The 24,129-nt window shown below is 54.6% G+C and carries 20 protein-coding genes and 1 pseudogene; 13 read left to right on the forward strand and 8 right to left on the reverse strand.

The annotated features are described in order from the left end of the window. Window positions 1-256: pseudogene (nhaB, locus tag JO226_RS08230) on the reverse strand (sodium/proton antiporter); the annotation flags it as partial. A gap of 223 nt (window positions 257-479) precedes the next feature. Between nhaB and fadR the strand changes: the two are divergent. Beyond that, a complete protein-coding gene (gene fadR, locus JO226_RS08235; RefSeq protein WP_293547137.1) occupies window positions 480-1,199 on the forward strand; it encodes a fatty acid metabolism transcriptional regulator FadR in 720 nt (239 codons plus the stop codon). A gap of 58 nt (window positions 1,200-1,257) precedes the next feature. Here the strand turns inward: fadR and JO226_RS08240 are convergent, their stop codons facing one another. Then, on the reverse strand, window positions 1,258-2,790 hold the full coding sequence (locus JO226_RS08240) for a SpoVR family protein (protein ID WP_293547089.1): 1,533 nt from the start codon (window positions 2,788-2,790) through the stop codon (window positions 1,258-1,260). A 321-nt stretch (window positions 2,791-3,111) separates the two neighbouring features. On the opposite strand from JO226_RS08240, the gene JO226_RS08245 reads away from it, so the two are divergent. Next, window positions 3,112-4,410 carry a D-amino acid dehydrogenase gene (locus tag JO226_RS08245; protein ID WP_293547091.1) on the forward strand — a complete coding sequence of 433 codons (1,299 nt, stop codon included), beginning with the start codon at window positions 3,112-3,114 and terminating at the stop codon, window positions 4,408-4,410. A 23-nt stretch (window positions 4,411-4,433) separates the two neighbouring features. Then, a complete protein-coding gene (gene dadX / locus JO226_RS08250) occupies window positions 4,434-5,504 on the forward strand; it encodes a catabolic alanine racemase DadX (RefSeq protein WP_293547093.1) in 1,071 nt (356 codons plus the stop codon). Between the two features lie 17 nt (window positions 5,505-5,521). Here dadX and JO226_RS08255 read toward each other — a convergent pair whose 3' ends face one another. Both JO226_RS08255 and ldcA read right to left on the reverse strand, forming a co-directional pair. After that, window positions 5,522-7,255 carry a potassium/proton antiporter gene (locus tag JO226_RS08255; protein WP_293547095.1) on the reverse strand — a complete coding sequence of 578 codons (1,734 nt, stop codon included), beginning with the start codon at window positions 7,253-7,255 and terminating at the stop codon, window positions 5,522-5,524. A gap of 95 nt (window positions 7,256-7,350) precedes the next feature. Then, a complete protein-coding gene (gene ldcA, locus JO226_RS08260; RefSeq protein ID WP_293547098.1) occupies window positions 7,351-8,265 on the reverse strand; it encodes a muramoyltetrapeptide carboxypeptidase in 915 nt (304 codons plus the stop codon). A gap of 92 nt (window positions 8,266-8,357) precedes the next feature. Between ldcA and emtA the strand changes: the two genes are divergently transcribed. Further along, window positions 8,358-8,972, forward strand: a complete 615-nt coding sequence (gene emtA, locus JO226_RS08265; RefSeq protein WP_013365998.1) for a membrane-bound lytic murein transglycosylase EmtA — start codon at window positions 8,358-8,360, stop codon at window positions 8,970-8,972. On the opposite strand, the gene JO226_RS08270 is transcribed toward emtA, so the two are convergent. Beyond that, window positions 8,969-9,700 carry a flagellar brake protein gene (locus tag JO226_RS08270; RefSeq protein WP_293547103.1) on the reverse strand — a complete coding sequence of 244 codons (732 nt, stop codon included), beginning with the start codon at window positions 9,698-9,700 and terminating at the stop codon, window positions 8,969-8,971. The two genes, emtA and JO226_RS08270, sit on opposite strands and share 4 nt — an antisense overlap. Window positions 9,701-9,903: 203 nt before the next feature. Between JO226_RS08270 and JO226_RS08275 the strand changes: the two genes are divergently transcribed. After that, window positions 9,904-10,161 (forward strand): GlsB/YeaQ/YmgE family stress response membrane protein, encoded by a 258-nt coding sequence (locus JO226_RS08275; protein WP_293547106.1) that lies wholly within the window; start codon window positions 9,904-9,906, stop codon window positions 10,159-10,161. A gap of 49 nt (window positions 10,162-10,210) precedes the next feature. On the opposite strand, the gene JO226_RS08280 is transcribed toward JO226_RS08275, so the two are convergent. Further along, window positions 10,211-11,911, reverse strand: coding sequence for an alpha,alpha-trehalase (locus tag JO226_RS08280; protein ID WP_293547108.1), 1,701 nt, complete (start codon window positions 11,909-11,911; stop codon window positions 10,211-10,213). A gap of 287 nt (window positions 11,912-12,198) precedes the next feature. Here JO226_RS08280 and phnC point away from each other — a divergent pair, with 287 nt between their 5' ends. From phnC to phnE (JO226_RS08300), 4 genes are all read left to right on the forward strand, one after another. After that, window positions 12,199-13,041, forward strand: a complete 843-nt coding sequence (phnC, locus tag JO226_RS08285) for a phosphonate ABC transporter ATP-binding protein (RefSeq protein WP_293547110.1) — start codon at window positions 12,199-12,201, stop codon at window positions 13,039-13,041. Window positions 13,042-13,074: 33 nt separating this feature from the next. Further along, window positions 13,075-14,016: a phosphonate ABC transporter substrate-binding protein gene (gene phnD / locus JO226_RS08290; RefSeq protein WP_293547113.1), complete on the forward strand. Its 942-nt coding sequence runs from the start codon at window positions 13,075-13,077 to the stop codon at window positions 14,014-14,016. Between the two features lie 73 nt (window positions 14,017-14,089). Further along, window positions 14,090-14,962 carry a phosphonate ABC transporter, permease protein PhnE gene (gene phnE / locus JO226_RS08295; protein WP_293547116.1) on the forward strand — a complete coding sequence of 291 codons (873 nt, stop codon included), beginning with the start codon at window positions 14,090-14,092 and terminating at the stop codon, window positions 14,960-14,962. Then, window positions 14,959-15,840, forward strand: a complete 882-nt coding sequence (gene phnE / locus JO226_RS08300; RefSeq protein WP_293547119.1) for a phosphonate ABC transporter, permease protein PhnE — start codon at window positions 14,959-14,961, stop codon at window positions 15,838-15,840. Before phnE (JO226_RS08295) ends, phnE (JO226_RS08300) begins: the two co-directional genes overlap by 4 nt. A 3-nt stretch (window positions 15,841-15,843) precedes the next feature. Here phnE (JO226_RS08300) and JO226_RS08305 read toward each other — a convergent pair whose 3' ends face one another. Next, window positions 15,844-16,509, reverse strand: a complete 666-nt coding sequence (locus JO226_RS08305; RefSeq protein ID WP_293547122.1) for an HAD family phosphatase — start codon at window positions 16,507-16,509, stop codon at window positions 15,844-15,846. Between the two features lie 162 nt (window positions 16,510-16,671). On the opposite strand from JO226_RS08305, the gene dbpA reads away from it, so the two are divergent. The 3 genes from dbpA (at window position 16,672) to JO226_RS08320 (ending at window position 21,154) form a co-directional block, all read left to right on the forward strand. Beyond that, window positions 16,672-18,045 carry an ATP-dependent RNA helicase DbpA gene (dbpA, locus tag JO226_RS08310; protein ID WP_293547124.1) on the forward strand — a complete coding sequence of 458 codons (1,374 nt, stop codon included), beginning with the start codon at window positions 16,672-16,674 and terminating at the stop codon, window positions 18,043-18,045. A 267-nt stretch (window positions 18,046-18,312) separates the two neighbouring features. Continuing rightward, on the forward strand, window positions 18,313-19,668 hold the full coding sequence (locus JO226_RS08315) for a glycoside-pentoside-hexuronide (GPH):cation symporter (protein ID WP_293547127.1): 1,356 nt from the start codon (window positions 18,313-18,315) through the stop codon (window positions 19,666-19,668). Window positions 19,669-19,762: 94 nt separating this feature from the next. Next, a complete protein-coding gene (locus tag JO226_RS08320) occupies window positions 19,763-21,154 on the forward strand; it encodes a carbohydrate porin (protein WP_293547129.1) in 1,392 nt (463 codons plus the stop codon). 71 nt (window positions 21,155-21,225) lie between these two features. Here JO226_RS08320 and JO226_RS08325 read toward each other — a convergent pair whose 3' ends face one another. After that, window positions 21,226-21,783 (reverse strand): HutD family protein, encoded by a 558-nt coding sequence (locus tag JO226_RS08325; protein WP_293547131.1) that lies wholly within the window; start codon window positions 21,781-21,783, stop codon window positions 21,226-21,228. Window positions 21,784-21,992: 209 nt separating this feature from the next. Here JO226_RS08325 and JO226_RS08330 point away from each other — a divergent pair, with 209 nt between their 5' ends. Further along, window positions 21,993-23,420: a cytosine permease gene (locus JO226_RS08330; protein WP_293547134.1), complete on the forward strand. Its 1,428-nt coding sequence runs from the start codon at window positions 21,993-21,995 to the stop codon at window positions 23,418-23,420. Window positions 23,421-24,129: the final 709 nt, after the last annotated feature.

A 24,129-nucleotide genomic window follows, 5' to 3' on the forward strand; every position in this document is an offset into this window, starting at 1 on the left:
GCACATGCCCGGCGCTGGTCATGCCGATAAGCACCGCCTCGATAGCCAACAGACCGCCGGGAAGCAGGGGGTAGCACTTGAGCGCCATCGCTAACGTAAAAATGAACTCAATCACCAACAACCAGCCAGCGGTAAAGGGGCTGAAGGCGAAAACGATCGGATTGATGATTAAGAAGAGCAGTAAAGCCAGTTTGTACCAGTCCGGTGACTGGCCGAGAAAATTGCGCCACAGCGCGCGAGAGTAAGACATTTCCATGACAGTGTTCCGATCCCGTCGGCGGTAAAACAAACGTTCCTGATAAGTGAGTGTGTAAGTATCAGGCCTGAACCTTTCAGGATCAACCCAAGAAAGTGGAATAACAAATTTGGTAAAATGAAACAGCGATCCCTTTTTAATTAACGTTGCGTGCTATCTGCTCCCGGACAGCTCTGGTATGATGAGTTCATTATTTGCAACGCTGTGTAATGGAAATCTTACTATGGTCATTAAGGCGCAAAGCCCGGCGGGTTTCGCGGAAGAGTACATCATTGAAAGTATTTGGAATAACCGCTTTCCTCCTGGATCTATTCTGCCTGCTGAGCGTGAACTCTCCGAACTGATTGGCGTTACGCGAACCACCTTACGCGAAGTGTTGCAGCGTCTGGCCCGTGATGGATGGCTCACCATTCAGCACGGCAAGCCAACAAAAGTGAATAACTTCTGGGAAACGTCCGGCCTGAATATTCTCGAAACGCTGGTGCGTCTCGACCATGACAGCGTGCCGCAGTTGATCGACAATCTGCTCTCCGTTCGCACTAACATCGCCACTATCTTTATCCGCACGGCGTTTCGCCAGCACCCGGACAAGGCGTTGGAAGTGCTGGCTAAAACGCGTGAGATTGAAGATCACGCTGATGCCTTCGCCGACCTCGATTACAACGTTTTCCGCGGCCTGGCGTTTGCCTCCGGCAACCCGATTTACGGGCTGATTATTAACGGCATGAAAGGGCTGTATACCCGTATTGGCCGTCATTATTTCTCCAGTCCGGAGGCTCGCAGTCTCGCGCTCGGGTTTTATCATCAACTGGCGAAAGTGTGTGAAGAAGGCCTGCATGAGCAGGTGTACGAAACGGTCCGTCGTTACGGACACGAAAGCGGCCTTATCTGGCACAAGATGCAGAAAACGCTGCCTGGCGACTTAGCGTTTCACGGTCGCTGAGGGCAGGACTGAGGATGGACAGGAAACGGGCCGCGATGAGCGGCCCGTTTTTTTAGGGTTACAACAGATTTTGCCGCGGCGGGCAGCGTTCCAGTAGCTCAATGCTGCCGTCCGCGTTTTGTTGCTCCAGCAGCACATCAAACCCCCACAGGCGATGTACGTGCTTAAGCACCTCGCGTCGTCCCATGTCGAGCGGCGCGCGGTTGTGTGGGACGTAGCGCAGCGTAAGCGAGCGATCGCCACGCAAATCTACGTTCCAGACCTGAATATTCGGCTCCAGGTTGCTGAGGTTATACTGCGACGACAGCTTGTTGCGGATCTCGCGGTAGCCTTCCTCGTTGTGGATCGCCGAAATTTCCAGATAATTGTTGCGATCGTCGTCCAGCACGGTAAACAGACGGAAGTCACGCATCACTTTTGGCGACAGGAACTGACTGATGAAGCTTTCATCCTTAAAGTCGCGCATGGCGAAATGCAGGGTGTCCAGCCAGTCAGAACCCGCAATGTCCGGGAACCAGTAGCGATCCTCGTCTGTCGGCGACTGGCAAATACGCTTGATGTCCTGGAACATGGCGAAGCCCAGCGCATAGGGGTTAATGCCGCTGTACCACGGGCTGTTATAGGGCGGCTGAAAGACCACGTTGGTGTGGCTATGCAGGAACTCCAGCATAAAGCGCTCGGTCACTTTCCCTTCATCATACAGATGGTTAAGGATGGTGTAGTGCCAGAACGTCGCCCAGCCTTCGTTCATCACCTGGGTTTGCTTCTGCGGGTAAAAATACTGGCTCACCTTGCGCACGATACGCAGGATTTCACGCTGCCAGGACTCAAGCAGCGGCGCGTTCTTCTCCATAAAATAGAGCAGGTTTTCCTGTGGCTCGGAGGGGTAGCGCCGAGCGGAGGAAACGGTTTTCTCTTCTTCGCGTTTGGGCAGGGTACGCCACAGCATATTCACCTGGCTTTGCAGGTACTCTTCCCGGCTTTTTTGCCGCGCTTTTTCCTCCTGCAGCGAAATTTTCTGCGGGCGTTTGTAGCGATCCACGCCGTAGTTCATCAGCGCATGGCAGGAGTCGAGCAGCTTCTCGACCTCGTCGACGCCGAAGCGTTCTTCGCACTCGGTGATGTATTTGCGGGCGAAAATCAGGTAGTCGATTATCGAGCTGGCGTCAGTCCAGCTGCGAAACAGATAGTTGTTCTTGAAGAAGGAGTTATGGCCGTAGCAGGCATGCGCCATCACCAGCGCCTGCATGGTCATGGTGTTCTCCTCCATCAGGTAGGCGATACACGGGTTGGAGTTAATCACGATTTCATAGGCCAGCCCCTGCTGCCCGTGCTTGTAGAGCCGCTCCGTCTCAATGAACTTTTTGCCAAACGACCAGTGCGGGTAGTTGATAGGCATCCCGACGCTGGAATAGGCATCCATCATCTGCTCGGAGGTAATGACTTCGATTTGGTGTGGGTAGGTGTCAAGCCGATACAGCTTTGCCACGCGGTCGATCTCCGCCAGATAGATATCCAGCAGATCGAAGGTCCAGTCGGGTCCGTCGCTCAGACGTGTGCCGTCCTTGTTCATGGAATCAATCGTAGCCATTAGCGCGCCCTCATTGTTGGCGGTTCTCTCTGTCTGGAGAGCCTCATATCAAGGATAGAACACCACGGATGGAACGTGTGGCGCGCAAATATTTTTTCTTCGCGATTTCCCTGCGGCAATGGCGAGAATTTTTCATTTTAGCAACATTTTATACTGATGAAAATTAACGTGCAGCAGGAGATGCCAAATACGACGCATCCCGCGCTGCATAGGCTTATGTGAGGTAAGTCACCATAAAAAGAGCATATGTTGAATAATATTTTCGTCTGGGTTATCAATTTGTAATCAGGAGATTGTTCTTTTACTTATTCTGGAGCAGCTATGCGTGTTGTCATACTGGGAAGTGGCGTTGTCGGTGTAACCAGCGCCTGGTATTTACGTCAGGCAGGTCACGATGTGACGGTCATCGACAGAGAGTCCGGACCGGCGCTGGAAACCAGCGCGGCGAACGCCGGGCAAATTTCCCCTGGCTATGCCGCGCCCTGGGCGGCGCCCGGCGTCCCGTTGAAGGCGATTAAGTGGATGTTCCAGCGCCATGCGCCGCTGGCGATTAGCCTTGACGGCACGCAGTTTCAGCTCAAATGGATGTGGCAGATGCTACGCAACTGCGACACCCGCCACTACATGGAAAACAAAGGGCGGATGGTGCGCCTTGCAGAGTACAGCCGCGACTGCCTGAAAATGCTGCGCGAAGAGACCGGCATTCAGTACGAAGGACGACAGGGCGGAACGCTGCAACTGTTTCGCACCGAGCAGCAGTATGAAAGCGCCACTCGCGATATCGCCGTACTCGAAGATGCGGGCGTGCCGTACCAGTTGCTGGAGGCCAGTCGTCTGGCGGAGGTTGAACCGGCGCTGGCCGAAGTCGCCCACAAGCTGACCGGCGGTCTGCGCCTGCCGAACGATGAAACCGGCGACTGCCAACTCTTCACCCAACGCCTGGCGAAAATGGCCCAGGAGGCGGGCGTTGTGTTCCGCTTTAATACCCCGGTCGATCGCCTGCTGTACGAAGGCGAACAGATTTACGGCGTACAGTGCGGCGATGAGTTAGTGAAAGCCGATGCGTACGTGATGGCGTTTGGGTCTTACTCCACCGCCATGCTGAAAGGGTTGGTCGATATTCCGGTATACCCGCTGAAGGGCTACTCATTGACTATCCCGGTGAAAGAGGACGATGGCGCGCCAGTGTCGACCATTCTCGATGAAACCTACAAGATTGCCATTACCCGTTTTGATAACCGTATCCGCGTCGGCGGTATGGCGGAAATCGTCGGTTTTAACACCGAGCTGCTGAAGCCACGTCGCGAAACGCTGGAAATGGTGGTCCGCGATCTGTTCCCACGCGGCGGTTATGTCGAACAGGCGACCTTCTGGACCGGCCTGCGCCCGATGACGCCGGACGGTACGCCGATTGTTGGCCGTACGCCGTATAAGAACCTGTGGCTGAACACCGGGCATGGCACGCTGGGCTGGACGATGGCCTGCGGGTCCGGACAGTTGCTCAGCGACTTGCTGTCCGGCCGTACACCGGCTATCCCGTATGACGATCTCGGCGTTGCCCGCTACCGCGCCGGATTCACACCGTCGCGCGCGCAGCATCTGCACGGCGCTCATCAGTAACTTTCACGCTACAAGGAGCGGTTATGTCACGTCCTGTTGTTGCCAGCCTCGATTTGCAGGCTTTGCGGCACAACCTGTCGGTGGTCAGACGGGCGGCGCCGGGTTCCCGCGTCTGGTCGGTGGTGAAGGCTAACGCGTATGGCCACGGTATCGACCGTATCTGGAGCGCACTAAAGGATACCGACGGCTTCGCCATGCTCAATCTGGAAGAAGCCATCCTGCTGCGTGAGCGCGGCTGGAAAGGACCGATTCTGCTGCTCGAGGGGTTTTTTCAGGCCGAAGATTTGGCGCTGTTTGATAAATACCGCCTGACCACCACCGTACACAGCAACTGGCAGATCAAGGCGTTGCAGAATGCGCGCCTGCATGCGCCCGTGGATGTGTACGTCAAGGTGAACAGCGGGATGAACCGGCTGGGCTTTACGCCGCAGCGGCTGCACATCGCGTGGCAGCAACTGCGCGCCTTGCCAAACGTCGGCGATATGACGCTGATGTCCCACTTTGCCGATGCGGAAAAGCCGGACGGTATCCGCGAGGCGATGGTACAAATCGAACAGGCGGCGGAAGGGCTGGGGTGCCCGCGTTCGCTGTCAAACTCAGCGGCGACGCTCTGGCACCCTGAGGCGCATTTTGACTGGGTCAGACCGGGCATTGTGCTTTACGGCGCATCACCGTCGGGGCAATGGCAGGATATCGCCAACAGCGGCCTGAAGCCGGTGATGACCCTCAGCAGTGAGATTATCGGCATCCAGAATCTCAAACCGGGCGACACGGTGGGCTATGGCCGTCTGTACCGGGCGACACAGGAGCAGCGCATCGGTATCGTGGCCTGCGGCTACGCCGATGGCTATCCGCGCATTGCGCCGGACAACACGCCGGTACTGGTGGACGGGGTGCGCACCGGCACCGTCGGGCGGGTCTCGATGGATATGCTGGCGGTGGATTTAACGCCGTGTTCGCAGGCGGGTATCGGCACGCCGGTGGAACTGTGGGGGAATGAGATTAAGATTGACGATGTCGCAAGCGCCTGCGGCACCGTCGGCTATGAGCTGATGTGCGCGCTGGCGCCGCGCGTCCCTGTTGTGACAGTGTAACTTAGTAAGCGAGGCGGTTACTCCGCCTCGTCCTCTGCCACGCGTACGCCGACTTTGCGTACGGTGTTGTCTTCTTTCTCCGCGACGGTCCATATCATCCCGGCAAACTCAACCTGGTCGCCGACCACTGGCGCGGCCCCCAGCAGATGCTGGATTATCTCACCCAGCGTTTGCTGGTTGTCGCGAAACTCTTCGCCGCCGTCGAGGCCGTAAATCAGCGCCACATCGGCAAACTTCGCTGTTCCTTCAAGGATAAAGTCACCAAAGAAGCGCTGATCCAGCGATACCGGCGGCGACTGGCTGAACAGTTTTCCGAGCGCGGGGAGGTCGTGTTCACGGCCAATCACGCACAGAATATCCCCCTCGCGCAGGCGGGTGCTGCCCGTCGGGTGCAGCAGGATGTTATCGCGAAACAGGGCGGCAATTCGGGTTTCCTGCGGCATATGCAGGTCGCGCAGCGCCGCGCCGACGCACCATTTGTCCGCGCTCAGCTGATAAACAAACTGCTCCCACGGGTTTTCCGGGTGGATATCCAGGCCGACGCGCGATACCGGCCAGCCCACTGGCGGTACCACCACTTTGGCCTTCTTCGCCGCCCAGGAGAGCGATGTGCCCTGAAGCAGCAGCGAGATCAGCACCACGAAGAAAGCGACGTTAAAGAACAGTTTCGCGTGTTCCAGCCCGGCCATCATCGGGAAAACGGCCAGAATAATCGGCACGGCGCCGCGCAGGCCGACCCAACTGATGAAAACGCGCTCGCGCAGGTTGAAGCCGCGAAACGGCAACAGACCGGCGAACACCGACAGCGGGCGGGCGAAAAAGATCATCCAGGCCGACAGCAACAGCGCCGGAAGGGCGATCGACCACAGATCGGATGGGTTCACCAGTAAGCCCAGCACCAGGAACATGCCGATCTGCGCCAGCCACGCCAGGCCGTCAAAGTTCTGCAAAATGCCGAAACGGTTGCGGATAGGGCGGTTGCCGAGCAGGAAGCCGCAGAGGTAAACCGCAAGAATGCCGCTGCCGTTAAGCGAGGTCGTGGTGGCGAAAATCATGATCCCCCCGCTCAGCGCCAGCAGCGGGTAGAGGCCGGTCGGCAGCGAAATGCGGTTGATCATCTGCAACAGAAGGTAACCGCCGCCGAGCCCTATCAGAATGCCTAAACCGAACTGCTGGATAATATGCACCGCGAACATCCAGGTCAGGCCGAACTGGTGCTGCTGGATCATTTCAATCAGGGTGATGGTCAGGAAGACCGCCATCGGATCGTTGCTACCGGACTCAATTTCAAGTGTTGCGCCGACACGCTCGTTAAGCCCTTTGCCGCCGAGCAGTGAGAACACGGCAGCGGCGTCGGTGGAGCCGACAATGGCGCCAATCAGCAGGCCGTCAATCAGGGGCAGATGAAACAGCCAGGCGGCCATCATCCCGGTCAGTCCGGAAGTGAACAACACGCCGACGGTGGCCAGCGACAACGCCGGGCCCAGCGCGACGCGAAACGAGCTGGCCTGGGTGCGCATCCCGCCGTCCAGCAGGATCACCGCCAGCGCCAGGTTGCTTATCATGTAAGCGAACGGGTAATTATCGAAAGGAATGCCGCCGACGCCGTCGATACCGGCCAACATGCCGATAGCGAGGAAGATAACCAGAATCGGGATACCAAGACGCGAGGAGAATGAACTTAATAAAATACTACAGGTGACCAGCACCGAACCCAAAATAAACAGACTGATGATTGCCCCGGCGTCCAACGTTCACGTACTCCCCTGACAGCGTGAATTGAGAAGATAACGTTACCATATTCAGTACCTGAATCGGTGGATTTCTCGGGGCTTAGGCCGTTTTTTTATTCGCTGAGTACCGGATGACCGGTCAGCGTCAGGGTGGTGTTTTTCGCGTTGTGGATGAGTTCCGCCTGGGCGCCAAGCGGCAGCGTCACCGTGCGCTGTTCGTGACCGAAATCCAGACCGCTAATCAGCGGGGTAGCCAGCCGTGAACGCAGGTAGTCAACCATGGTTTGCAGCGAATACCCGGCGTCGTAATCGTTGGGCTCGGCACCGCTAAAACTGCCGAGCACGATGGCGTTCTGGCGCGCTAAGATACCGGCGTAGTGGAGTTGTAGCAGCATACGCTCGACGCGAAATGGATGCTCGTTGATGTCTTCGAGCACCAGAATGCCGTTCTCAATCGGCGGCATCCACGGGGTGCCGATAAGCGAGACCAGCATCGCCAGGTTACCGCCCCACAACGTACCGCGGGTATGGCACAGTGGGCCGTCGCCCGCCCATTCGACGGTGTAGGTGGGGTTACGCAGCGCCCGCCAGAAATGGTCGAGGGTAAAGTCGTTAAGCGTCGGCGCGCCGAAGTTACCGGCAAGCATCGGGCCGCTGAAGGTGATGACGTTTCCCGCCGTCAGCAGCCCCATCTGGATGGCGGTAAAATCGCTGTGTCCGCAGATAAGCAGCGGATCGCGGCGCTGGCGCTCAACCAGTGCCCGCCAGTTGATGTCGGCCATCAGTCGGCTGGCGCCGTATCCGCCGCGAACCGGCATCACAATACGATTCTTCCCGGTCAGCGTCGCAAGGGCGTCAATATCGTTCAGACGCTCTGTTTCCTGTCCAGCGAAGCGCTGCTGGCGCCGGGTGACAACGTGCTGATTTTCCACCGGATGCCCGGCGTCTTCCAGACGCTGGATCCCGCAGGCGGCTGCCTGCTGATTGAGGCAATAACCGGAGGGCGCAATCAGATGAAACAGAGACATGGCATTTCCTTGCTAAGAGTGAAACGGGTATCATGCCGCCAGAGTAACCCGTTGTCATTACGCGTGGCACATTTCAGTAAAAGGATAGATGCGTGAAATTGAGATGGTTTGTGATTTTATTTGTCTTGCTTGCCGGATGCAGTTCAAAACAAGATTACCGTAATCCGCCGTACGACCCGACGGTGCCCGTCCAGCGTGCCATGCAATGGATGCCGATAAGCCAGAAAGCGGGAGCGGCCTGGGGGCTGGACCCGAAATTCATCACCGCGATTATTGCGGTGGAGTCAGGCGGCAACCCGAACGTGGTGAGTAAGTCCAACGCGGTGGGGCTGATGCAGCTTAAAGCCTCTACCGCCGGGCGGGAGGTGTATCGCTATATGGGCTGGAACGGCGAACCCTCGACCAGCGAGCTGAAAAACCCGGAGCGCAATATCTCAATGGGGACCGCCTATTTCAGCATTCTGGAGCATGGCGTGCTGGCCGGGATTAAAGACCCGGAAGTGATGCAGTATGCGCTGGTGGTCTCGTACGTGAACGGCGCAGGCGCGCTGCTGCGCACCTTCTCATCCGATCGCAAAAAGGCCATCGACAAAATCAATGACCTCGATAAAGACGAGTTCTTCGACCATATCGTGAAGAATCACCCGGCGCCGCAGGCCCCTCGCTATATCTGGAAGGTGCAAAAGGCCATGGACGCTATCGATTAACGCACCTTGTTCGCGCGATCGCGCGCCTCACGCTCCAGAGAGAAAATAATGCGCTGGAGCGTGCGCTCAATGGCGGGGCTGACGTTGAGAAAACGAAAGCTCAGGCGCGGCGTGCTGATGGTTTCGTTTTTGCTGTCCACTACTTTACGCTCGCTGATGGTAATCAGCTGAGTGTCAAAATGAAATTTTCCCCACTCGCCCATATCCAGCTCAACCTGCGGCAAACGTAGCCCGCTTTGCAAAATGGCGGGCGGCGGCTCGTCCATTAACGCGCCCATTCCCCCCAGCGACAGGTCAAACAGGCGAAAGCGGATCGCTTTGTTATCCGGCAATGTCGCCTTACAGTAATAAATCGGGTGCAGCGGCGCGTTAATGCGAAAATATTCGCGGCGCTGGACAAACCACAACGAGGGGGGAAGGGGCGTCGTAAAGGCCGGAAGGTCGAGATACAGACCGCTGATAAGACGAGGCAGGGTAAACTCAATTTTAGCGCCCTGCGTTTCGGCCGAGATTTCAATATTTTCCGCGCGCAACACCGCGCGGTTTTCATATTCCTGACTGCCGTAATCGATAATCACGCCCTGAGCGGAAACGTCAAGAATACGGCTAATAAATTGTCCTGTCGTCCATGATACGCGCAGAGGAACGCGGTCGCGATGCAGATCGCGGAGAACGTTTAACACTGCCAGCGGATTTTGCTTAAGGAATTGCTCATTGTAATGACTCACGCCAGGTAGCTCCCAGTTGACAGACCTTCGGTAAAGTATCGGCACGGCAATTCAGAACTTAAGGCAAACAGGTGAAAAATTCAGGCGGCATAAAAATTTATCTTCCCGACCTCTTTTTTCAGTCTGTTTACCTATACTTAAGCTATCCGGATGACAAGATATAAGCATTATTTTTGTGATTATTTCTTTGGAGGATGGTGGTTATGGGTATCATTACGTGGATTGTGTTCGGCCTCATTGCCGGGGTGATTGCTAAATTCATCATGCCCGGGCGTGATGGTGGCGGGTTCATTCTTACCTGTGTACTGGGTATTGTTGGTGCCGTCGTCGGCGGCTGGTTGGCGACGATGTTTGGTATCGGCGGAAGCGTGACCGGATTTAATTTGCACAGCTTCCTGGTGGCCGTAGTGGGCGCGCTAGTGGTGCTCTTTGTCTTCAGACTGGTACGCAAGAGCAGCTAATCGTGTTTCATTCTGAAAATGCCCGGCAACGTGGAGTTGCCGGGCATTTTTATGATGATGTTTTCTCTGTCGCAGGCGCTGGCGTAACCGGTGCCGCCGATGTCGGTCGAGAAGCCGGAACGCTGTCGCACGGCTTCTCTTTCGGGCAGATAAGATCCAGCATTTTCAACGTCACGCCGTTGGTCCAGCCGAAGCCGTCCTGCAGCGGATATTCTCCGCCGCCACCGCCGGTTCCGGTCGTGCTGACGTCATACTTTTCCACCAGTTTCTTCTCGCGGTCATAGGTATGCTGCACATTGGTGAGAAAATGCCAGCTGATATCCATCGCCGCCTTGTCGTTGCCATAGTTTTGCAGCCCTTCGACTGCGACCCACTGTAATGGCGCCCAGCCGTTAGGGGCATCCCACTGCTGACCGCTGCTTACGGTGGTAGTGGCGAGCCCGCCTGGTTTTAACAGGTGAGCCTGCGTTGCTGCCGCGACTTTATCCGCCCTGTCTTTCGACGCCGCATTGACGAACAGCGGGAACATCGCGGCGGCGGTGAGTGGGTCGCGTACCTTGCGCAATTTCAGATCGTAATCGGCGTACCAGCCCTCTTTGTCGTTCCACAGATACTTTTCCATCGCCTTCTGACGAGCGGCGGCAAGCTGGTCATACTGTGTGGCTTTACCCGCATCGCCGCTGGCCTTGCTGGCCTGGGCTATCATCTTTTCCATTTTGAACATCAGGGCGTTCAAATCCACCGGCACAATACTGGTGGTACGCAGGGTGCTGAGTTTCTGCGGGTCGTCCATCCAGCGGGAGCTGAAGTCCCAACCGGAGGCCGCCGCAGAACGCAGGTCGCGATAAATGTCGGTCGCCGGGCGGTCAGGATTGCTTTTCGCCGTATTGATATCATCAAGCCAGGACTCCGGTCGCGGGGTATCTTCATCATCCCAGTAGCGATTCAGCACCGCGCCATCGTCCATTTTAACCACCCGTTTGCCCGCTTTCCCCGGCGATAGCGCCTCCAGGCCGTCCATCCAGTACGCGTGCTCTTTTTCCATCTGCGGCAGGTACTTTTTCAGCGCCGCATCGCCGTCGCGGCTGGCGAGAAGTTCGACCATTAATGCGAAAAACGGCGGCTGCGAACGGCTCAAATAATAGCTGCGGTTGCCATTGGGAATATGCCCCCAGGTATCGATCTCCCAGGCAAAGTTAGCCACCATGTCCTCGACGTCATCCCAGCGGCCGCTTTCGGCAAGCCCCAGCATGGTGAAGTAACTGTCCCAGTAATACACCTCGCGGAAACGGCCGCCAGGTACCACGTAGGGTTTGGGCAGAGGCAGCAGCGAATCCCATTTGGCAGGGGAATCCGTGGTCCGCGTCAGAACGGGCCACAGGCTGTTGATGTGTTCACGCAGGCTCTGACCGGCGGGGGGGACGTATTTCTCTTTTTCTTTCGGCAGGATGAAGTTCACGTCGACGAAATGACGCAGGTCGAAGCTGTACTGGTGTTGCTGCATCCGGTAGTCGGCCAGAATCATCAACGGATCGCTTCTGGGCACCGCGTCGGCAAAGGTTTTCTGATCCGGGAAAAGTTTTGCGCTTTGCACGTCGCTGAACAGCGGGCCGAGCAGTTCATCGGGCGATTGCGGCGGCGCGGGTTTGGCATCCTCTGCTGGCGTCGCGGCGGCAAGCGAAAACAGCGCGCTACCCAGCGCCAGCTGTAGGGCGAGACGCGCAGGACGGCGCGGAATTCGGGCTATCATCGGTTTTTCTCCTTGTTATACGCGAATACGGCGATTAAGCGGGACAGCGAGGCGGCTGTCCGCAACCCTCAGAAAACCTTAGCTGAATATCGGGCGCTGCGCGTGGTGAAGGTAACAATTTGCGTAATTACAGATAAATTACCGCGATGCCTGAAATAACAGGGAAAAATCAGGCAGCACAAACGCCTGCTTTACCCGGTTTCATCGGACCTTCGTTTTTCTGTCATTAAATCTTCATGCAAACCGTTGTTAATAACCCTCGGCTGAAACATGCACAGGAAACGCAAATGAACAACGCTCGCGCAATATTGACAGCAAACGACTATCAGGCTCTGACGCAGATAAGTCACGTCCGGCAACGTAAAGTGTTGAGCGTGAAAAATTTGTGCAAATCCTATAACGCGCATCAGACGGTGCTCAACGACATTAGCTTCGATCTTCACGCCGGGGAAATGGTGGGGATTGTCGGCCGCTCCGGCGCCGGGAAATCCACCTTACTGCACGTGCTGAACGGCACCCATACCGTGACGTCAGGCGAACTGCTGAGCTACCCGGAAGTGGGCCTGCCGCGCGACGTTTCCTGTCTGAAGGGGCGTGCGCTGAACCAGTGGCGCAGCGAGTGCGGGATGATTTTCCAGGATTTCTGTCTGGTGCCGCGTCTTGACGTACTGACCAACGTGCTGCTGGGCCGCCTTAGCCAGACCTCCACGCTGAAGTCGCTGTTCAAAGTGTTCTCGTCAGAGGACCGGGCAAAGGCGATTTCTCTGCTGGAGTGGATGAGCATGCTGCCGCATGCGCTGCAGCGGGCGGAAAACCTCTCCGGTGGGCAGATGCAGCGCGTGGCGATTTGTCGCGCCCTGATCCAAAACCCGTCAATTCTGCTGGCCGATGAGCCGGTCGCCTCACTCGACCCCAAAAACACCCAACGTATTATGCGGGTGCTGCGCGAGGTGAGCGAGCAGGGGATAAGCGTCATGGTCAACCTCCACTCAATCGAGCTGGTGAAAGAATATTGCACCCGCGTTATTGGCATTGCGCAGGGGCAAATTGTGTTTGACGGAAGTCCGGCGCAACTGACGCAGGATGTTCTGCACACACTGTACGGCGATGAAATAAGTCAACTCCATTAATACCCTTCACTTAAGACGACACGGGCAATGATAATGAAAAAGCAGATGACAGGCGCATTACGTTTTTCCGCTATGATGGCAGGGCTTCTGATGGCATGGCAGGCGAGTGCGGCTGAACAACCCAAGGAATTGAATCTGGGGATCCTGGGGGGACAAAACGCGACGCAACAAATTGGCGATAACCAGTGTGTGAAGCAGTTCCTGGATAAGGAGCTGAACGTCGACACCAAACTTCGCAATTCCTCTGACTACTCTGGCGTTATTCAGGGTCTGTTGGGCGGTAAAGTGGACGTGGTGCTGAGCATGTCGCCGTCGTCCTATGCGTCGGTATACATCAATAACCCGAACGCCGTTGATATCGTCGGTATCGCCGTTGACGACAAAGACCAGTCCCGCGGCTACCACTCGGTGGTTATCGTTAAAGCTGACAGCCCGTACAAATCGCTCGACGATTTGAAAGGGAAAGCGTTCGGTTTCGCTGACCCGGACTCGACCTCCGGCTTCCTGATCCCAAACCAGGCGTTCAAGCAAAAGTTCGGCGGTACTTCCGACAACAAGTACAACAACTTCTTCTCAAGCGTGACCTTCTCGGGCGGCCATGAGCAGGACATTCTCGGCGTGATGAACGGTCAGTTCGCCGGTGCGGTGACCTGGGCATCGCTGGTTGGCGATTACAATACCGGTTACACCTCCGGCGCCTTCAGCCGCCTTATCCGCATGGATAACCCGGACCTGATGAAACAGATCCGCATTATCTGGAAATCGCCGCTTATCCCAAATGGTCCGATTCTGGTCAGCAACAGCCTGCCCGCTGATTTTAAAGCCAAAGTCGTTGCGGCGGTGAAAAAGCTGGATACCGACGACCACGCCTGCTTCGTGAAGGCGATGGGCGGTACGCAGCACATCGGCCCGGCGACTGTTGCGGATTTCCAGCAGGTTATCGACATGAAGCGCGAGCTGGTTAACGCGCGTTAATTCTTGCCTCAAGACCGCGTCGGGCGTGAGCCTGGCGCGGTTTCTGGTCATCATTTTTGCGACTGACCTGCGAGTGACTATGCTAAATACGGAATTTGAACGTTATTACCATCAGGTGAAGCATCGGCAGAAGCGCGATACCCTGACCTGGTCTGCGCTGCTGCTGGTGCTCTATTTTGCAGCCGGAAGCGCTGCTGAATTTAATCTCTTCACCATCTGGCATTCACTGCCGAACTTCTTCGATTACATGCTGGAGACGCTGCCGACGCTGCACTTCTCCGTACTGTTTGCCGATACGCACACCAAAGGCTCACTGGCTTACTGGGGCTACCGCCTGCCTGTCCAGTTACCGCTTATCTGGGAAACCCTGCAACTGGCGCTGGCCGCTACGCTGGTGGCGGTGGGGGTGGCGACGGTGCTCGCCTTCCTCGCGGCCCGCAATGCTTGGGCGCCTGCGGGAGTTCGCTTTGGCGTACGGGCGCTGGTCGCCTTTCTGCGCACCATGCCGGAGCTGGCGTGGGCGGTCATTTTCGTGATGGCGTTCGGTATTGGCGCTATCCCGGGTTTTCTCGCCCTGGCGCTGCATACCGTCGGCAGCCTGACCAAACTGTTTTATGAGGCGATTGAGAGCGCGCAGAACAAGCCGGTTCGCGGCCTGACCGCCTGCGGCGCAACGCCGATTCAGCGCATGCGTTTCGCACTCTGGCCGCAGGTAAAACCGGTGTTTCTGTCCTACGGCTTTATGCGCTTTGAGATTAACTTCCGTTCATCAACGATCCTTGGACTGGTGGGCGCAGGCGGGATTGGCCAGGAGCTGATGACCAACATTAAACTCGATCGTTACGATCAGGTGAGCATTACGCTGCTGCTGATCATCATGGTGGTTTCACTGCTGGATATGCTCTCCGGGCGTCTGCGTCAGTGGGTTCTGGAGGGAGAAAAATGACACACTGGCAATCGGCGCCTGACGTCGCGTTAAGCCGCCAGCAGCACCGGGAACTGTTTCGTATGCAGGGGCGCTATCTGCGCCGTATCGCGCTGCTGGCGCTGGCGGTGGCGCTTTATTATGTTTGGTTTTTCAGCCAGTTCGGGATTGGTTACGAACAGCTGACCTCGGGGATGCAGCAGCTTGGCCGCTACTTCCTGCGCATGTTCGTCTGGCATGACTTCTTCAACTGGCCGTTTCGTTACTATTTCACGCAAATTGCCATCACGCTGGCGATTGTGTTTTCGGGCACGATCACCGCGACGGTGATTGCGTTGTTCCTCTCGTTCTTCGCCGCCCGTAATATCATGCGGGGACGCGTCACCGGGGTTATTGCGATGCTGGTTCGCCGGTTGTTCGATCTGCTGCGCGGTATCGATATGGCTATCTGGGGGCTGATTTTTGTGCGCGCCGTCGGGCTGGGACCGCTGGCGGGGGGGCTGGCGATTATTATGCAGGATACCGGCCTGCTGGGACGTCTGTACGCGGAAGGGCATGAGGCGGTGGAGCGGTCGCCGGGTCGAGGCCTGACGGCGGTCGGGGCGAATGGTCTGCAAAAACACCGCTTTGGCATTTTTACGCAGTCATTCCCGACGTTTCTGGCGCTCAGCCTCTACCAGATTGAGTCGAATACCCGTTCGGCGGCGGTGCTGGGCTTTGTCGGCGCCGGAGGGATTGGCCTGATTTATGCGGAAAATATGCGCCTGTGGAACTGGGATGTGGTGATGTTTATTACCCTTATCCTGGTGGGCGTGGTGATGTTGATGGATACGCTCTCCGCCTGGCTGCGTCGGCGCTATATTCAGGGCACGCCAGTGCCCCTGTTCAACGTCAACTAATGCCTACGCCAGCGACCAGCTCACGGCTGGCCACTGGCGCGTTTCCCCCTCCTCACGCAGCCGCGCGCAGGGGTTCACCAGCACCACGTTATCGGCCTGCAGGCATAAGGGCAGGTCGTTAATGGAATCGGTGTAAAACGTCACTTTCTCCGACACCGCAGCCTGCGTTTCCCGCCAGGCGTTAAAGCGGGTGATTTTCCCCTGCTGATAACTTGGCGTACCGCTGATGCGGTTGCTGTAGCGGTTGTCGTGCGTCTTGACATCAACGCCGATAGCCTCGTCGATGCCCAGCGCCCGGGCGATGGGTTTGACCAGCAGACTGACCGAGGCGGAAATCACCAGCGTCGGCTGACCCTGCGCGTTCAGCGTCTGGATAAGTTTCCGCGCTTGTGGGTAGACGCGGGGCAGGATAACGTCATCCACCCAGTGAGCCACCCGGGCGTCCACCTCGGCGATGGACAGGGCGGCAAGAGGGGAGAGAGTGAGCGCAACATACTGGTGAAGATCCATTTTGCCCTGGGCGTAGTCCTCCATCAGCGCAGCTTCGCGCGCCAGATAACGGTCGTCGTCGACCAGTCCTTCGCGTACCAGGTATTCACTCCACCAGGTGCTGCTGTCGCCGTGAATCAGCGTGTTGTCTAAATCAAAGATGTGCAAAGTCGTGGACATAGGTGTTCCAGTATTGGGATAAAGGTGGCAGATATACCAGTGCGATATGACACCCTGATGAAAAATCCGCGCAGCGCCACCCCTATTGAATGGTATCATTGTTCTTCGACGGCCCGGCAATAATGCCCGGGCGGCCTTTTTTTATCCGCTGAGACTATCACTGTGACATCGTTTGCTGAACTTAACGCCCTCCCTGAAGAACAACTCAACAACCTCAATGAGCTGGGCTACCAGACCATGACGCCGGTTCAGGCGGCGACGCTGCCTGCCATTCTGGCGGGAAAAGATGTCCGCGCGCAGGCGAAAACCGGCAGCGGTAAGACGGCGGCGTTCGGTCTTGGTCTGCTGCAGCATATTGATGCCAGCCAGTTTATTACCCAGTCGCTGGTGCTGTGCCCGACCCGCGAGCTGGCAGACCAGGTGGCGACCGCGCTGCGTAAACTGGCACGCTATATGCCGAATATCAAAGTGTTGACGCTGTGCGGCGGCCTGCCGTTTAGCGTGCAGCGCGACTCGCTGACCCATGCGCCGCACATTATTGTGGCAACGCCGGGAAGGTTGCTCGATCACCTGAAAAAAGAGACCGTCAGTCTGGATGCGCTGCAAACGCTGGTACTGGATGAAGCGGACAGGATGCTGGATATGGGCTTTGCCGACGCGCTTGACGAGGTGATCGCCTGGGCGCCGGACAATCGCCAGACGTTGCTGTTTTCCGCCACCTGGCCTGCGGAGATTGCCGCGATAAGCCACCGTATTCAGCGTGACCCGCTGACCATTGAAATCGATACCGTTGATGAGTTGCCAGCGGTGGAACAGCGTTTTTACGAAGTCTCCCGTCATGGCAAAATCGGCCTGTTGCAGTCGCTGTTAAGTCAGCATCAGCCTGCCTCCTGCGTGGTATTCTGCAACACCAAAAAAGATTGCCAGGCGGTTTTCGACGCGCTGAGCGACAGCAATCAGAGCGTGCTGGCGCTGCACGGCGATATGGAACAGCGCGATCGCGACCAGACGCTGGTGCGCTTCGCCAATGGCAGCAGCCGGGTACTGGTAGCGACCGACGTTGCGGCCCGCGGTCTGGATATTAAAGCCCTTGAGATGGTTATCAACTACGAGCTCTCCTGGGATCCTGAGGTTCACGTGCATCGCATTGGCCGTACCGCCCGTGCCGGTGAGCGCGGGCTGGCGATAAGCTTCTGCGCTCCGGAAGAGGCCCAGCGCGCCAACGTGCTGGAAGAGATGCTCAACGTTAAACTTGACTGGCAGCCGCTACCGAACGGCGTGCGTATCGCCCCGCTGGAAGCGGTGATGGCGACCCTGTGCATCGATGGCGGTAAAAAAGCCAAAATGCGCCCGGGCGATATCCTCGGGGCGCTTACCGGCGAGTTAGGGTTGGACGGCGCGGATATCGGTAAAATCGACATCCACCCGATTCACGCTTATGTCGCCGTACGCCAGTCGGTGGCCCGTCATGCCTGGAAGCAACTGCAGCAGGGCAAAATCAAGGGTAAAGCCGTCAAGGTGCGGCTGCTGAAATAACGTGTGTCAACAGAAAAAACACCCTCCAGATATCACTGGAGAGTGTTTTTCGTTATGACTATCCATGATGGGAATGTATCTATTGTCATTAATATGAGTAATTTATGTAGTGAACTGTCGTGGCGAAAAAAATAAATATCGGAGATCACATAAAGTAAAAAACATAAAGGATTAGTAAGAAAACATAATAGATTAACCCTCATATCTTGTTCAGATTATATCGCTGCAGAAACCGGTTTCATTTTTTATTGAAATGAGAGGGTAGGTATGACAGTGATAGAGAGAATTTCTGTAAAAGAAAAAATAGGATATAGCTTAGGAGATGCGGCGAGTCATATTGTGTTTGACTCTTCAGTCGCCATTCTTGCCTATTATTACACGGATGTCTATGGTTTGCCTCCAGCGGTAATGGGAACCATGTTTTTATTGGTGCGATTACTGGATGCTATTACCGATCCTGTTATGGGGGCAATTGCAGATGCGACATCTTCGCGCTGGGGCAGGTTTCGTCCCTGGCTGTTGGCTATCTGTATCCCGTTTGCGGTGAGCTGTGTCCTGGTTTATTCAATACCCAATTTTTCTGATTCTGGGAAAATTGTCTATGCGGTGGTGGCATATATATTTATGACATTAATGTATACCGCGATTAATATCCCTTATTGTTCTTTAGGGGCGGTATTAACGACCGATCCGCAAGAGAACCTTTCTTTGCAATCCTGGCGATTTGCAATCACACCGATTGGCGGAGCGTTAGGTACCGCGTGTATTCTTCCGCTGGCCGATATCCTCTATCCTGCCGATCGGGCGGCGGGGATCCAGGTGGCAATGGCAATCTTTGGGGCTATCGGATGCCTGATGTTTGTCATTTGCTTTTTTACGACCAACGAACGCGTCCAGCCGGTTAAAGAGGAAAATCTTAACATTGTACGGGATATCAAAATACTGTTCAGTAATGAGCAATGGCGTATCTTATCCGTTTACAACTTTATGATGCTGGTTGCGGTGGTAGTACGCGGAGGCGCAGTGGTTTATTACGTCAATACGGTGCTGCATAAGGGGGCGGATATTATTTCACTCTTTATGTTAGGGGGAATGTTCGCATCTATGTTTGGCTCTGTGCTTGCACAACCGTTTGGCACTCGATTTTGTAAAGTAAAAGTGTCTTTTTGGGTTAATATCCTTAATGCGGTATTGGGTATCACCTGTTTCTGGCTACCGGTAGAATTCTGGGTCGTTCCGCTAATTGCCCATATCCTTATTCAGGTCGTACAAGGAGGGAATGGCGCGCTACAGTGGTCAATGATTACCGATGCCAATAATTATGGCGAATGGAAGACGCAGCGCCGTATTACGGGGATGAATATTGCTGCGAATATTTTTGTCATTAAACTGGGTGTTGCAGTCGGTGGGGCTATTCTGGGATGGGTACTCGCCGTCTTTCATTATGAATCCAGCAGTTCGGTGCAGTCTGAAACGGCCGTGCAGGGTGTCATCCTTTTATTCACGGTTATTCCAGCGTTGTTTTATGTTCTGACGGCGTTTGCAATTAAATTCTACCGACTGGATGATCGCGTAATGTATGGTGTTATTACTGATTTACGTAACGGAAAATTCTCCAGTTAATACTATCAGATACCATTGATTAATATTCGCGGTTAATAAAACGCGCGGCATACCTCTGTCGTTATAGTGATAATAAATTATCAGGATGGAATCTATGAGAATAAGATATATTGCTCTGGCTGTTAGCACACTGTGCTCAATGAACGTATTGGCGGCAACGAATACTGATGCTCTGGAACATAAATTGGCTCAGCTTGAAGATCGGTTGGCCGCTGCCGAAAGTCGGGCAGCAAAAGCAGAAGCGCAAATTCAGGATTTGCAGCAGCAACAACAGACGGCGCTGGTGCAAAACAAATCGACAATTGCCGTTGTGTCGCAGGAGCCAGTATCGACTTCTGTCGCGCCTGCGCCGACATTAACATTGTCGGGTTACGGAGATATCAAATTTTATGGCGATGTTGAATTTAACATGGATGCCGCCAGTAAAACGGGAGGGTTAACTTCCGTTAAAACCACTGCTAATAAAGATTGGGCGCCGGGAAACAATGAGCGTTGGGATATTAACGGACGTTTGTTGCTGGGGTTTGATGGTTACCGCCGAATGAATGACGGACATTTTGCCGGTTTTTCAGTGCAACCGTTGGCTGATTTAACAGGCAAAATGAATCTGGATGATGCCGTTTTCTTCTTTGGCAGCGAAAATGACTGGAAAGTCAAAGTGGGGCGTTTTGAAGCTTATGACATGTTCCCGTTGAATCAGGACACATTTGTGGAGTATTCCGGTAACACGGCAAACGATCTCTACAGCGATGGCTACGGTTATATCTACATGATGAAAGAAGGCCGTGGACGTAGCGACAGCGGCGGTAACTTCCTGATCAGTAAAACGATAGATAACTGGTACTTCGAACTCAACACACTGCTGGAGAACGGTAGTACTTTGTTTGTTGATAAAAACTACCACGGTATTGATCTGACAAATGAGAAAAATGTGGCTTATCTGCGTCCGGTTGTTTCCTGGCAGAGTGGCCGCTTTTCGACGGCCGTGGCAATGGAAAGCAACGTTGTCAACAATGCTTACGGGTACCGGGATGCTACAGGTAAATGGATAGACCAATCGGATCGTACGGGGTATGGTCTCACCATGACCTGGAATGGGCAGAAAACCGATGCAGAAAATGGGGTTGTGATTAATCTCAATACGGCCTTTATGGATGCTACGGACGAAACAGATTTTACCACAGGTGTGAACGGGCTATGGAGGAATGCTGAGTTAGGGTATATCTATGCCCATAATAAAATTGATGAATTTAATTCATCTAACTTTGATGCTGACTGCGAAGGGGATTGTTGGGTGACGGATCCAGGATCTTATGATATCCATACAATCCATGCATCGTATCTGATTCCTAATGTGATGAATATGAAGAATTTCAATATTTATCTTGGCGCATACACCTCCTGGGTAGAAGCCCATCCGACCGATGGTAAGGGTCGTAGCGATTCCCGTTACGGGGGACGCTTGCGCTTTAAGTATTACTTCTGAATCGATAGCATTGCCCGCTGCCTTTATTGGCGCGGGCAAAAAACTATCAAGATGGCAGACTATGAGTATGGTTATATTCCGATATTGCTATGCCGAGTGATGGTCGTCAAAATCAGTGCCGCATCCGCTGTGAGCGGCACGAGTTCTCCTGGCGTCTCCTTCTGCCACCAGATACCGCTTCCCGCATGATGGTCGGCACCCGCCATTCGCCACACGCCGTTTAGCACATAGGCAACACCTTCTGCGTCCGGGCGCTGCGGGGCGGTGGCAATCACCACCTGCGCGCTGGCACGGTGGCGCTGCGTCATGATGTTAAAGTCCATACCCGGACCGATAATCCCTTCACTGGCCAGAGGCCACTCTCCGGCAAAGGCCCACGGCACGCCGGGCTCCAGCCAGTGCTCCATGTTCTCACCCCGTAGCCAGAACGGCGCGCCCTCCAGCAGCACAATTACCCGGTCGATGCCGTCAAAGCGCGAAAACGGGCCGTCAGATTGCAGTGTGGCGATGCTGGCACGCCAGAGAAAAGGGGTATTGGCGCCTGTGACGCGAACAATCTCCCGCGTCTCTCCCGCGCCGTTTTTCCAGGGGGTAACCGGCAACGTGGCCAGGGTGAAGGGGCTAACCATGCAGTCTCCGTTCTTGTGTTTTAGGTGATGTCAATTCACATTTAATTTTCTGTTTTTATACAAATCATTTACAACATAACTCACAAATCCATCATCGGGCGGGTGTGAGTCAATGTCAATGGTTGTATATACATGATCTGTCATGTTGGTGTGGATCGGCGCAAGCAGGATGTTTGGCTGTCATCAAACGGGATTATTGCGAGGTACTTATGTCATCTTTTTCGTCTACAGAAGAGCAGTCAAAGAAAAATGGCGCGCGTTTAACGGAGAGGCGTTCTATTGATTACATTCCTGACAGCGAGCGCCATGGGCACCCTTTCAGCCAGTTTACGTTGTGGTTTGGCGGCAATCTGCAAATTACCGCCATTGTGACCGGCGCGCTGGCGGTGGTACTGGGCGGCGATGTGGTCTGGTCGCTGATTGGGCTGCTGGTGGGGCAAATTCTCGGCGCGGCGATTATGTCATTTCACGCGCTACAGGGCCCGCGTCTGGGACTGCCGCAGATGATCATCAGCCGGGCGCAGTTTGGCGTATTTGGCGCGGTGATTCCGCTGGTGCTGGTATGCATTATGTATGTCGGCTTTTCCGCCAGCGGCACTGTGCTGGCCGGGCAGGCGATGGCGAAGCTGCTGTCGGTTTCTGACGTGGCGGGGATGATCCTCTTTAGCGCCATTATCATCGTGATTGCCGTGCTGGGTTATCGCGTTATTCATAAGCTCGGGAAGGTGGCGAGCGTAGTGGGGGTGCTGGCGTTTGCTTATCTGTTTATTACGCTACTGCTGTCGACAGATTTGGCGACCATTGTGCAAAACAACCACTTCTCCTTGCCGATGTTCCTGCTCGCGGTGTCGCTCTCCTCATCCTGGCAGATTGCGTTTTGCCCCTATGTGTCGGACTACTCGCGCTATCTGCCGCGCAATGTCTCCGGACCTAAAACCTTCTTCGCGGTTTTCAGTGGCACCGTGCTGGGGACGCAGGCGTCGATGACCCTTGGGGTGATCACCGCCGCGATTGCCGGCAGCGCATTTAAAGGGCATGAAGTGGGCTATATCGTGGGGCTGGGAAAAAGCGAAGCGATGGCCATGATTATCTATTTCGCCATCTGCTTTGGCAAAATCACCTTTACCACCCTCAACGCCTACGGCAGCTTTATGTCGCTGACCACCATTGTTTCCGGCTTTCGCAAGCAGGTCACGCTAAGCCAGCGCAGCCGGATTCTCTTCGTGGTGCTGATGGTGGCGATTTCCTGCATTATTGCGCTGCTGAGCGAACCCGCGTTTCTTAAACACTTCACCCATTTCCTGCTGTTTTTACTGGCCTTCTTTGTACCGTGGAGCGCCATTAGCCTGACAGATTACTATCTGATCTCTTCGGGGAGCGTGGATATCCCCGCGCTGTTTGACCCGCAGGAGCGCTATGGATACTGGAACGTTCTGGGGATCAGCGTGTATATCGTTGGCGTACTCATTCAATTGCCGTTTATCGAAAATCCACTCTTCCATGGTTCGCTAACGTGGATGTTTGCTGACAATGATGTGTCGTGGATTATCGGCTGGTTTGGTACCGCTATTTTGTATTACACGTTACAGCGCTTTGACCGCCGTGCGCTTCCGGCGCAGACGGTGTATCCGAAATAAAAACGGTATAACAAAAGAGTCCACGCCTGCGCGTGGATTTTTTTTATCGCGAAAAAAGCATCTTGTTACGTACATTCGTTTTTCATCATGAAATAGTCACCTGCGTTATTTTTTAAAAGCATTGTATTTTTTATTTTCTACTTTTTTTAGTTTCTTTAACTATTATTTTTTGCGCGTTATGGATAGAATTCTTTCCCGCTTAAATTCGGGTTTTTCGCCCCCCCTTGCTGTATGCACCCTGATTGCTATCTCTCGGGCTCAAGGTTTTGTTTTTCTGAACATTTTACCGTCTTAAATCCTGATGAATCAGGATTTATCCTAATGGCGTAATATCAGAATTAACCCATATTGAACGTGCATTCAACATGGAATCCAGAGGCGTGATGCTAAATGGAGATTATACGGAATGTCCTATCAAAGCGGTCGGTAAAATCATCTGTAGCGCATCGTCCTTTGTATGCGAGAATGCGGAAAAATCATTAGCACTATTTATGGTTAACGTACAGCAGCGTGTCCAGGCCAGAGACACATCAGGGATCGAAGAATAAAAATGATAATGAGAATGCTTGATCGGTAGCGTAAAGGTACTGTTATCTCATCAGACCATTAGGACCAGTGTAAAATAATAACCCCACTCAGGACGCTTTGTTTTGGGGGCGTCGGTGATATGCAAAAGGATGATACAACGCATCATTTAAATATTTATGCA

Origin of the sequence: Pluralibacter sp. (assembly GCF_019237635.1) — a bacterium.
Lineage (GTDB): Bacteria > Pseudomonadota > Gammaproteobacteria > Enterobacterales > Enterobacteriaceae > Enterobacter_B.

Coding starts and splice junctions, on each gene's coding strand:
- JO226_RS08240 (WP_293547089.1), bottom strand. CDS start 2,790: ATGGCTACGATTGATTCCATGAACAAGGACGGCACACGTCTGAGCGAC.
- fadR (WP_293547137.1), top strand. CDS start 480: ATGGTCATTAAGGCGCAAAGCCCGGCGGGTTTCGCGGAAGAGTACATC.
- phnC (WP_293547110.1), top strand. CDS start 12,199: ATGAACAACGCTCGCGCAATATTGACAGCAAACGACTATCAGGCTCTG.
- phnE (WP_293547119.1), top strand. CDS start 14,959: ATGACACACTGGCAATCGGCGCCTGACGTCGCGTTAAGCCGCCAGCAG.
- JO226_RS08330 (WP_293547134.1), top strand. CDS start 21,993: ATGTCATCTTTTTCGTCTACAGAAGAGCAGTCAAAGAAAAATGGCGCG.
- JO226_RS08275 (WP_293547106.1), top strand. CDS start 9,904: ATGGGTATCATTACGTGGATTGTGTTCGGCCTCATTGCCGGGGTGATT.
- JO226_RS08245 (WP_293547091.1), top strand. CDS start 3,112: ATGCGTGTTGTCATACTGGGAAGTGGCGTTGTCGGTGTAACCAGCGCC.
- ldcA (WP_293547098.1), bottom strand. CDS start 8,265: ATGTCTCTGTTTCATCTGATTGCGCCCTCCGGTTATTGCCTCAATCAG.
- JO226_RS08305 (WP_293547122.1), bottom strand. CDS start 16,509: ATGTCCACGACTTTGCACATCTTTGATTTAGACAACACGCTGATTCAC.
- JO226_RS08315 (WP_293547127.1), top strand. CDS start 18,313: ATGACAGTGATAGAGAGAATTTCTGTAAAAGAAAAAATAGGATATAGC.
- JO226_RS08280 (WP_293547108.1), bottom strand. CDS start 11,911: ATGATAGCCCGAATTCCGCGCCGTCCTGCGCGTCTCGCCCTACAGCTG.
- phnD (WP_293547113.1), top strand. CDS start 13,075: ATGAAAAAGCAGATGACAGGCGCATTACGTTTTTCCGCTATGATGGCA.
- JO226_RS08325 (WP_293547131.1), bottom strand. CDS start 21,783: ATGGTTAGCCCCTTCACCCTGGCCACGTTGCCGGTTACCCCCTGGAAA.
- dadX (WP_293547093.1), top strand. CDS start 4,434: ATGTCACGTCCTGTTGTTGCCAGCCTCGATTTGCAGGCTTTGCGGCAC.
- JO226_RS08320 (WP_293547129.1), top strand. CDS start 19,763: ATGAGAATAAGATATATTGCTCTGGCTGTTAGCACACTGTGCTCAATG.